This is a genomic window from Pseudomonas sp. KCJK8993 (assembly GCF_046230915.1).
GTDB lineage: Bacteria > Pseudomonadota > Gammaproteobacteria > Pseudomonadales > Pseudomonadaceae > Aquipseudomonas > Aquipseudomonas piscis.
Map to the genome: position 1 here is coordinate 1 of NZ_JBJJLO010000165.1, position 11,009 is coordinate 11,009.

The following is an 11,009-nucleotide window of genomic DNA, read 5'->3' on the forward strand; positions in this document are numbered from 1 at the left end:
CCCGGGCACTACGACGTGGTGGTAGCGGCCAATGTCCTGCATGCGACGCAAGACATCCGCCGCACCCTGCGGCACGTCAAGAGCCTGCTGCGGGGCAATGGCCTGCTGTTGCTCAACGAACTGACCCAGGCCAGCCTGTTCACCCACCTGACCTTCGGCTTGCTCGATGGTTGGCGAATGGCGACCGACGTTGCGCTGCGAATTCCCGGGACCCCGGCATTGGCGCCATCGACCTGGCGGCACGTACTGGAGCTCGAAGGTTATGGCTCGCTGAACCAGCCGGCGGCAGCGGCCCATGGCCTGGGCCAGCAAATCGTCACCGGCATCAGCAATGGGGTGATCGAGTCCCAGGGCGAGGCAGCGCGGCAGGCAGGGCAGGAGAGCGGCGACAGTGCTGCCCGGGAAACTCGCCCAGCCAGTCCGGCGCCGAGCGCGCTGCCAACGGACGTGGCGCAAGAGCGCGGGATGCCGGTGCGCCAGGCGATCCACGAGGCGCTGTTGGAAGTGCTGAAGCTCGACCGCGCCCGGGTGCAGGAGGACCAGGCCTTTGCCAACTACGGCGTGGACTCGATCACCGGCATCACCTTGATCAACGCGCTGAACCAGAAGCTCGGCCTGCGTCTGCCGGTCACGGCACTGTTCGATTTTCCGTCGATCAGGGCGCTGGCCGAGCATATCCAGCGCACGTACCCGTCCCTGGAACAACAAACCAACCGTGCCGAGGCGCCTGCCGCCAGGCTGCCGGTGCCGCCAGTGGCCGTAACCGAGCCCAGTCGCCGGCGCGCACCGGCCAGCGCCGAGCCTGCCCGGGTCGAGGTACCGCCATTAGCTGAGGTGCTGGAGCAAGTGCCGCAGGTGTGCCGACAATTGCGAATCGAGGGCCCTGGACGGATCGATGAGCTGCAGGTGATCGAAGCACCCTTGCTGCCGTTGGGGCCGGACGAAGTGCGAATCGCGGTCCGCGCCTTCGCCCTGAACTTCGGCGACCTGTTGTGTGTCAACGGCCTGTATCCCACCCAGCCGCCGTATCCCTTCACCCCGGGTTTCGAGGCCAGTGGCGTGGTGCTGGAGGTGGGGGACGAGGTGTCGCGGGTTGCGCTCGGCGATGCGGTGTTCGCCTTGGCTGGCGAAGCCTTGGGGGCCCACGCCAGCGTCATGACCTGCTCACAGGACCGGGTATTCGCCTTGCCGAAGGGGCTGTCGTTCGAGGAAGCCTGCGCGCTGCCGGTAGTGGCCTTGACCATGATCGCCAGCTTCGCCCGGGCCCAGGTCAAGCCCGGCGAGCGGGTACTGATCCAGACCGCCACCGGCGGCACCGGGTTGATCGCCGTCCAACTGGCGCAGCATGCGGGGGCGCAGGTCTACGCCACCGCCGGCTCCCAGGAAAAACTCGACTACCTGGCCGGGCTGGGGGTCGCCCATCGGATCAATTATCGCGAGGAGGACTTCGCGCAAGCGGTGTCGCGGCTGACCCAGGGCAAGGGCGTGGACGTGGTGATCAACACCCTGGCCGACGATGCTCTGCAGAAAGGCTTCAATTGCCTGGCCCCTGGTGGGCGTTATGTCGAACTGGCGATGACCGCATTGAAATCGTCCCGCAGCATCGACCTGTCGCGGCTCAACGACAACCAGTCGTTCATCAGTATCGACCTGCGCAAGCTAATCCAGGACAACCCGGCACTGATGCAAGAGTTGGCCGATGAAATGACCAGGCTGCTGGAGGCCGGGGTGATCCGACCCACCTTGAGCCGGGTCTTCGATTTCAGCGAGGTGCAGGACGCCTACCGCTGGCTGGCTGACCGGCGCAACATCGGCAAGGTGGTGGTCCGGGTGCCGCAAGTGGCAGTCGTGCCGGAGCCTGCACCGCAGCTTGCCAGCGAGCCGGGCCGGCCGGAGCCGATCGCCGTGATCGGCATGAGTGGCCGGTTCGCCAGCGCCGACAGCCTGGACGACCTCTGGCAGGTCCTCGTCCAGGGCCAGGACTTGTTCGAGGACGTGACGCGCTGGGACTTGACGCGACATTTCCCCGCCTATGCGCCGTATTGCCGGCGTGGCGGTTTCCTGCGCGACATCGATTGCTTCGATCCGCTGTTCTTCAATATCTCCGGGCGCGAAGCCAAGGTCATGGACCCGCAGCAGCGCCTGTTCCTCGAAGAAGCCTGGCGCGCCTTGGAAGACGCCGGGTATGCGGGCGCTAGCGGCGAAGGCTTGCGCTGCGGGGTCTATGTGGGCTGCGCGGCGGGCGATTACCAGCGGCTGTTGGAGAGCGACGCGCCGGCGCAGGCGTTCTGGGGCAATGCCGGTTCGGTGATTCCGGCGCGCATCGCCTATCACCTCAACCTGCAGGGCCCGGCCGTGGCGATCGATACCGCCTGCTCCAGCTCGCTGGTGGCGCTGCACCAGGCCTGCCAGGGGCTGCGCACCGGGGATGCCGACCTGGCCTTGGCTGGCGGCGTGTTCGTGCAGAGCACCGAGCTGTTCCATCTCCAGGCCCAGCAAGCCGGCATGCTCTCGCCCAGCGGTTGTGCCTATGCCTTCGATGCCAAGGCCGATGGTTTTGTCCCAGGGGAGGGCGTCGGCGCAGTCGTGCTCAAGCGCCTGTCCCAGGCCCTGGCCGATGGCGATGTGATCCACGGAGTGATCCGCGGCACGGGAGTCAACCAGGATGGCGCGAGCAACGGCATCACGGCGCCCAACGCTGCTGCCCAGACCCGGCTGGAACTGGAGGTCTATCGGCGCCACGGCATCGAGGTCAAGCACATCGGCCTGGTGGAGGCCCACGGTACCGCGACGGTGCTGGGTGACCCGATAGAGGCCAGGGCCCTGGCCGATGCCTTCGCCCAAGGTGGCCATAGTGGCGCACCTTGTGCCCTTGGCTCGATCAAGAGCACGGTGGGGCACACGGCCACAGCGGCCGGCATCGCCGGAGTACTCAAGGTCCTGCTGGCGTTGCGGCACCGGCAGATCCCGGCGTCGGCGCATTTCGTCAGTGCCAATCCGCACATCGATTTTTCCCACGGTCCGTTCCATGTCCCCACCCGCACCGAACAGTGGCACCGGCCCGTGGCCGGGGAGCGGCTGGCGGCCGTCAGCTCATTCGGTTTCAGCGGTACCAACGCCCACGCGGTGATCGCCGAAGCGCCCGAGCGTCCGGCGCGGCCATCGGCCAGCCCGCTGCATCTGGTGGTGCTGTCGGCCAGGACCCTGGAGCAACTCCGGCTGCAGGCAAAGAACCTGCTCGCCCACCTGCAGTATGAGCCCGTCGAGCCGGGTGCCATGAGCCACACCCTGTTGTTGGGCCGGCGCCACCTCGAACAGCGCCTGGCCTGGGTCACCCGCGATACGGATGCGCTGCGCGTGCAACTGGGGCAATGGCTGGACGCCAGCGAGCTGGTCGATGGCTACAGCGGGATCGTCGACGGTACCCAGGAAGCCTCCACCAAGGCCCAGGCTGTGGCCGACCAGTGCTTGCAGGACTGCCGCGCGCCGGCCAATCCCGAGGTGCTCCGCGGTGCGCTGCTGTCCCTTGCGCAACTGTATGTAGAAGGGATCGAGCTGGACTGGGCACGGTTGTTCCCGGGACAGCGGCCGGGCCGGGTCGCGTTGCCGACCTATCCCTTCGAGAAAGAGCGCTATTGGCCGTCCGGTAAGGAGCAAGAGGACCGGCAGGCCGCTGCTCAGGCGCAACTGGCGTCAGTCCAGGCCGCCCCCCCGGCAGCGCCCGCCACGCTGGTGCAGGTCAGCGCCAGCAAACCAGCCGCGGCAACCCAAGCCAAACCCGGCCGTCTCAAGTTGCGCTCCCTGGAGCAAGACCTGGACAGCATCGCACCCGAGGTCGCACCGTCGGCGCAACGTGTTCCCATCCTGCAGCTGCGGCCCCTGCGGGCGATTACCGGACCGGAAGACCCGGCAATCGTCCCCGTCGAGTGGCGACCCGCAACGCTACAAGCCGTTGCCGAGCCGGTATCGGTTGCCGTTCCGTCGGTACAGCAGAACCAGCAGGGATCCGGGTTTGACCGCTACTTGCTGGAACGTGAGCTGTCCGAGAGCCTCGCCCGGGCGCTGGGCATCGATGTGGAACGAATCCAGGCGGACAAACCTTTCGCCTCGATGGGCATGGATTCGATCATCGCCGTGGAGTGGAGTCGCGAGATCAACAGGCGCTACGGGCTGGCCATCGGTGCGACCGCGGTCTACAAGCATCCGACCCTGGCCGGCATCGTCACCTTGGTGGCGACGCAGCTAGAGGCAAGCGCGCCGAGCATGGCCACATCGTCTGTACCCCAGTCCATCGCTGGCCAAGGCACCAAGGTCGACCTGGAACCCGAGCCTCGCGTCGAGCAGCGCGAGTCACCTCGTGAGGTGCCGGACCAGGCAGTGGAGGGGATAGCGGTCATCGGTATGGCCGGGCGTTATCCTGGGGCGGATTCGCTGGAGGCGTACTGGGACAACCTCGCAGCAGGCCGTGATTGTGTGGAGGAAATCCCCGCTTCGCGCTGGGACGTTAGTGCCTATTTCGATGCGGATGCACGGGAGTCGGGCAAGATCTACAGCAAGTGGCTGGGCCGCCTGGACGACATCGACTGCTTCGATCCGTTGTTCTTTCGCATCCCGCCGTTGGAGGCGGAGTTGATGGACCCGCAGCAACGCTTGTTCCTGGAGGAGGGCTACAAGGCCTTCGAGGATGCAGGTTATGGACCTCGGCTGCTCGGCGAGTCCCGGTGTGGGGTGTACCTGGGCATGATGGGCGGCAATGAATACGGTGAATGGGTACAACACTGCCAGGGCGCGGGGGATGTCACCGGCAACAACCCGGCCATCGCCGCGGCGCGCCTGGCGTACTTCCTGAACCTGAAGGGGCCGGCACTCATGGTGGATACCGCTTGCTCATCGTCCCTGGTGGCCACGCACCTGGCCTGCCAGGCACTGCGCAGCGGCGAGATCGACATGGCCCTGGCCGGCGGGGTGACGCTCTACCTGGCACCACACGCCTACCTGGCGATGTGCAATGCACGAGTGCTGTCGGCCCACGGCCGTTGCCGGCCCCTGGACAACGACGCGGACGGTTTCGTCCCGGGCGAGGGTGTCGGTGCGCTGGTGCTCAAGCGCCTGGGCGATGCGATCCGCGATGGCGACTCCATTCATGGGGTGATAATCGGCTCGGGTATCAACCAGGATGGCAAGACCAACGGCATCACCGCACCCAGTGCGGCAGGCCAGGAGGCACTGCTGCGCGAGGTCTACGCCCGCTATGGCATCGATCCCGAGACCATTGGCTACGTCGAGCTCCACGGGACCGGGACCAAGCTGGGCGACCCGATCGAGATGGAGGCGCTGTCCACGGTCTTCCAGGAGCGCACGCAACGCCAGCACTACTGCGGCCTGGGCTCGGTGAAGAGCAACCTGGGACATACCTCGGCGGCAGCCGGGGTGGCGGGCTTGCACAAGGTGCTGCTGCAGATGAAACACCGCGAACTGGCGCCGACCCTGCACTACCGCACGCCGAACGAACACCTGGATCTGCGGCGCTCGCCGTTTTTCGTCTGTACGACACGCCAACCCTGGCAACCCGGTGCTGCGCCGGGCTTGCGTGCCGCCGTCAGCGCCTTCGGCATCAGTGGGACCAACGCACATTTGGTGGTCGACGAATATCGTCCAGCACCTTGTGTAGAGCAGGGCGCTGTGCCTGTCCCACAACCCTGGCTGTTCGTACTCTCGGCCAGGCGCCCGGAACAACTGCGCAGCTGTGCCGAACGCTTGCGGGCCTACGTCGAGCGCAATGCTGCCCCGGACCTCGAAGCCATGGCCTACACCTTGCAGAGCGGCCGCGCGGAACTCGAGTACCGGCTGGCTTTCGTCGCCGACTCGCGGTCCAGGGTGCTCGAGAGCTTGCGGGCCTTCATCGATGGCCAGGAGGATGCCCAGGCCTACACCGGCCAAGCACGCCAGGCGATGTCAGCAACGCAGGCAGGCGAAGACGTGCTGGCCGGCCCATCAACCCTGGACAACCTGCAGCGCCTGGGTTCCTTGTGGGTCGGCGGTACGCCGATCGAATGGCTGCGCCTGTATCCGGGCAGGCAGCCCAAGCGCCTGTCCTTGCCAACCTATCCCTTCGCCAGGGAGTCGCACTGGGTGCATCCGGACGATACCGTCGTCCGGCGCAGCGCCGCTGCGAGCACCACGCCATCAGCCAAACGCCTGCATCCGTTGATCGAGCGCAATACCTCGAGCATCGCTGGCTTGCGCTACTCGACCTGGCTCGCTCCAGAGAGTGAACTGGTGCGCGACTGCCACGTCGCAGGACAGCCCGGCATGCCGGCCATCGTCCTCTTGGAGTGGGCACGGGCGGCTGTGCTATTGGCGCAACGGCTGCCAGCCGACAGCGCGGTAACCCTGCAGGACGTGCACTGGCTACGGCCGCTGTTGGTCGCTGGGGCGCTGGAGGTGCACCTGGCGTTGGCGGCGGACGAACTGGGTCACATGCGTTTTCGGATCTTCAGCCAGGAGGCTGACAGCGAGGTGCTGTACTGCGCAGGAACCGCCTGGCCGCAGGCCCCGGCGGATCAGCCAGCGCCACGGATCGACCTGGCCAGGCTGAGGGTAGCCTGCCATGCCAGTGTCACGGGGCCGGCCTGCTACGCCCACCTGGAGCGCGGCGGCGCGGCCTACGGCCCCGGCTTGCGAGCCCTGCGCGAGTTCCGCCGGGGCACGCGGCTCGCCCTGGGCGAGCTGCACAGCCCGGACGCCAGCACGAACCCGGGCTGGCCGGAGGCAGCGGTGCTGGTGGCTGGTTTCCAGGTGGCCGAGGCGTTGCTGCCGGGCGCCCGGGCCCTGGTGCCGCCCTTTACGGTGGCCAGGGTGCAGCGCTGGGGAGCCTTGCCCAGGCAGGCATGGGTGAGCGCGGTGCCTGGTACGGACGATCCGCAAGCGCAACCACCGGTGGATATCGATCTGGCCGACGGCGAAGGGCGCTTGTGCTTGCGCCTGCAGGGCCTGAGTCTCGATGAACCGGCCAGTCTCGGCAGCGACCTGGCAGGAGCGATGAAATGAGCGGCCCAGCGAAGGTGGCGATCATCGGTGGCGGCCCCACCGGGTTGGCCGTTGGCCGTGAGCTCAATGCCGCCGGCATCGACTTCGTCCTGTACGAAGCGGAGGCGAACTTCGGCGGTGTCTGGAACAGCGAGGGCGATAGCAGCCGGACCTATCCGTCGCTGCATCTGATTTCGCCCAAGTCGAATACCCAGTTTCCGGATTTCCCCATGCCCGCGGAGTACCCGGACTATCCCAATCACCGGTTGATGCTGGCCTACCTGCGTTCCTATGCAGCCCGGTTCGGGTTGTATGAACGGGCTCGGTTCGGCACCCGGGTCGAGCGGCTGGAGCCCCATGGTCAGGGCTGGCAGGTCCGTGCTGCCCAGGGCGGCCGTGAGTTCCACGAGTTGGTGGTGATCTGCAACGGCTTGCAGCGAACCGCTTACTTCCCGTCGATCCCTTGCACAGGGTTCGCCGGGGAGATCCTGCACGCGGCCGACTACAAGTCGCCCGACCAGTTGCGTGGCAAGCGAGTGCTGGTGATCGGCGGCGGCAACTCCGGCTGCGACATCGCCACCGATGCCGTGCATCACGCCGAGCGGGTCTATCACAGCACCCGCCGTGGCTACTATTACCAGCCCAAGTTCATCCACGGCATGCCCACTGCACTGTGGATGAGAGAGATCGCGGAGCGCTTCAGCAGCAAGGAGGGGTTCTGGCAGCACGTGCTGGAAACCTTCAAGGTGGCGAGCTTCGATGGCACCGATTACGGCCTGCCCAAGCCCGACTACCCGATCAGCGCGGCGCATCCCATCATGAATTCCCACGTGCTGTTCCATATCGGCCACGGCGATATCGTGCCCAAGGGCGATGTCGCGGCCCTGGTGGAAGGCCAGGCGCTGTTCGTCGATCGATCCAGGGAGCAGGTGGACCTGGTCGTCTATGCCACCGGCTACAACCGCAACTTGTCGTTCATCGACCCGCAACTCTTGCATTGGCGCGATGGCATTCCCGATCTGTTCCTGCATTGCGCCCCGCGCAACCACGACAATCTGTTGTGCATGGGGTTCGTCAACGCGGCGGGTGGCCTGGGCGATGCAGCGAAAATCCAGGGCAACTTCGTCCTGAGCTATGCCCGCGCGTTCTTTGCCAAGACCAGGGGGTTCGAAGCCTTCAACGAGGCCAAGCGCGGCGAGCAGGTGGATATTGGCCAGGAACACTTCATCAAGTCGCGGCGGCACCTCTGGGAGGCCGACTTGTGGAAATACCTGGCCCAGGTCAGGAAGTACAGCAACATGCTCAAGAGCGTTTGACCCAGCGGGAGGTGCATATGTATCCGGATAACCAGCAGCACCCAGGACAATTCCAACCGGCCCCGGCACAACGGCCGCCTTGGCACGGTGCCTTCGAAGCCGACGTGCTGCGGTTGGTGGGCGACGCGCTCAAGCTGCATAGCACGGAGCTGACCCTGGATGTCGACATGGCGAACTATGGCGACAGCTCCATCCACGTCACCACGATCATGTCCAGCCTGGCGAAGTTCTATGGCATCGCTGTGCCGCCGGCGGTGTATTTCGAGGTCAGCAGCGTGCGCGAGTTGTGCCAGGTCATCGGCGACCGGCACGGCGAGCAGCTCGCCGGGTTCTACCAGGCATTGCCGGGTGGTAGCGCAGCGCCTTGACGAAAATCCCTGGTCGAGCCCCCTGGTGATTCCTGTGCTTGACTGCATTTTCATCCCGCACCCGCCATGGATATGGCGATAGCCCGCAGTGGAGGCGGCAATGATCGAAACCGGATACCACACCCTGCGTGTGCGCCACGAGGACAACATCTGCTTCGTGCAGCTGTATCGGCCCGAGGCCAACAACACCATCGACGATCGCCTGGTCGCCGAGCTGGCCGATCTGCTGGAACGACTGGATGAGCACGTGACGGTGCTGGTGCTCGAAGGGTTGCCGCAAGTGTTCTGCTTCGGCATGGATTTCACGCTGGTGCGCAAACTCGCCAACGACCCCCAGGCCAGTTCCAGCGTGCTCGACCCGGCCACCCTCTATGACCTATGGCTGCGCCTGGCGACCGGGCCGTTCGTAGTGCTGTCCTACGTGCGCGGCAAGGTCAATGCCGGCGGCGTCGGGTTCGTTGCCGCCAGCGATATCGTGATCGCCGACCAGAGCGCCTCGTTCAGCCTTTCGGAGTTGCTGTTCGGGCTGATGCCGGCCTGCGTATTGCCGTTCCTGGAGCGTCGCATCGGCCCGCAGCGCGCCCACTACATGACGTTGATGACCAGCGCGATAGGTGTCGACCAGGCCCTGGCCTGGGGCCTGGTGGATGCCTGCGAGGCCGATGGCGACAACCTGCTGCGCAAGCACCTGTTGCGCTTGCGGCGCCTGTCCCGGCCCGGGGTGGCGCGCTACAAGCAATTTCGTGGCGCGCTGTGCGGCGCGCCACGACTCGATCGCGACGCCGCGCTGGCGGCCAACCGGCAGGTGTTCAGCGATCCGCAGAACCTTTCGAACATCGTGCGTTACGTCGAGACGGGCGCGTTCCCGTGGGAGCAGGTGTGATATGAACGACGATCTGGTACAGCTCGAGCAGGTAACGCCAGCGATCGTGCAGGTCACCATGACCGATCGCATCCACAAGAACGGATTCTCCACTGGCCTGGCCCAGGCACTGATCCGCACCTTCGAGACGGTGCGTAGCAATCCGGCGTGGAAGGTGGTGGTCCTGACTGGCTACGACACCTACTTCTGCACCGGCGGCACCCAGCAAATGCTGCTCGAGCTGGCAGACGGGCGCGGCCAGTTCACCGACTACCCGATCTACGAATTGCCCTTGAACTGCGAGATCCCGGTAGTGGCAGCCATGCAGGGGCATGCGATTGGTGGCGGGCTGGTGTTCGGCCTGTTCGCCGACCTGGCGGTGCTCAGCCGCGAGAGCGTGTATGCGGCGAACTTCATGCGCTATGGCTTCACCCCGGGGTTCGGCGCGACCCTGGTGCTGCAGGAGAAGCTCGGCCTGGCGCTGGCCCAGGAACTGCTGATGACTGCCGAGAACTATCGCGGTGACGAGCTGGCTGGCCGCGGCATCCCGTTCCCGGTGCTGCCGCGGGCGAACGTGCTGGCCCATGCCCATGAACTGGCGGCGCAATTGGCCGAGAAACCCCGGCATTCATTGGTGACCCTCAAGGCGCACCTGACCTCTGGCCTGCGTGCGCAGCTGCCCGCGGTCACGGCCCGCGAGGTGCAGATGCACGCGCAAACCTTCCATCACCCCGAGGTGCGAGAGCGTATCAAGGCACTGTTCGGCAACTGATTGGCCGTTACCCGGTGCGTTATTCCTTCAACAGCGAGGCACAAGCATGACCAGAGAACAGGTATTCGAATTGATTGTCCGTCACGTCCGGCAAGTGATTCCCACCCTTGCCAGCCATGCGTTCACCCGCGGCGACCGCTTGCGTGACCTGGGGGCGAACTCGGTGGATCGCGCGGAAATCGTGATGCTGGTGCTGGAGTCGCTGTCCCTGAGCATTCCTCGGGTAGAGCTGTTCGGCCCGGGCAATATCGGCGAACTGGCGGACCTGATCCACGCCCGGCTCGAGGCGCGGGCGGTGTAGCACGGATGGACCGGGCAGCGGGGCGCCAAGTCCGGCGCGCCGCCAGGGGCAATGCACAACGGAGGTGTCAATGAAGGTGTTCATCTTTCCCGGCCAGGGTTCGCAGCAGCGAGGTATGGGTGGCCCGCTGTTCGATGAGTTCCCCGAGCTGACCGAAGCGGCCAGCGACCTACTCGGTTATTCGATCAAGGCCCTGTGCCTCGATGACCCGGATGGCCTGCTGGACCAGACCCGCTACACCCAGCCGGCGATCTATGTGGTCAACGCCCTGGCCTATTTCCAGCGGCTGCGCGATGGGGCCCAGGCGGATGGTTTCGCCGGCCACAGCCTGGGTGAATTCAACGCCCTGCTGGCGGCGCAG

General features: G+C 65.9%; 7 protein-coding genes. All 7 read left to right on the top strand.

Features of this window, described 5'->3' with window-relative positions; all coding sequences use genetic code 11:
* Positions 1-15 precede the first annotated feature (15 nt).
* Positions 16-7,050: a beta-ketoacyl synthase N-terminal-like domain-containing protein gene (locus ACK6AU_RS30005; RefSeq protein ID WP_409303268.1), complete on the top strand. Its 7,035-nt coding sequence runs from the start codon at positions 16-18 to the stop codon at positions 7,048-7,050.
* Positions 7,047-8,345, top strand: coding sequence for a flavin-containing monooxygenase (locus tag ACK6AU_RS30010; protein WP_409303270.1), 1,299 nt, complete (start codon positions 7,047-7,049; stop codon positions 8,343-8,345). Before ACK6AU_RS30005 ends, ACK6AU_RS30010 begins: the two co-directional genes overlap by 4 nt.
* Positions 8,346-8,362: 17 nt before the next feature.
* The gene (locus tag ACK6AU_RS30015) at positions 8,363-8,713 is read left to right on the top strand and encodes an acyl carrier protein (RefSeq protein WP_185702239.1); all 351 of its coding nucleotides are present in this window, start codon (positions 8,363-8,365) and stop codon (positions 8,711-8,713) included.
* A gap of 100 nt (positions 8,714-8,813) precedes the next feature.
* On the top strand, positions 8,814-9,596 hold the full coding sequence (locus ACK6AU_RS30020; RefSeq protein ID WP_409303272.1) for an enoyl-CoA hydratase/isomerase: 783 nt from the start codon (positions 8,814-8,816) through the stop codon (positions 9,594-9,596).
* Between the two features lies 1 nt (position 9,597).
* On the top strand, positions 9,598-10,347 hold the full coding sequence (locus ACK6AU_RS30025; RefSeq protein ID WP_185699835.1) for a polyketide synthase: 750 nt from the start codon (positions 9,598-9,600) through the stop codon (positions 10,345-10,347).
* Between the two features lie 46 nt (positions 10,348-10,393).
* Positions 10,394-10,648, top strand: a complete 255-nt coding sequence (locus tag ACK6AU_RS30030) for an acyl carrier protein (protein WP_185699836.1) — start codon at positions 10,394-10,396, stop codon at positions 10,646-10,648.
* Between the two features lie 70 nt (positions 10,649-10,718).
* Positions 10,719-11,009, top strand: a 291-nt coding sequence (locus tag ACK6AU_RS30035) for an acyltransferase domain-containing protein (RefSeq protein WP_409303275.1), incomplete at its 3' end; no start/stop codon positions are given.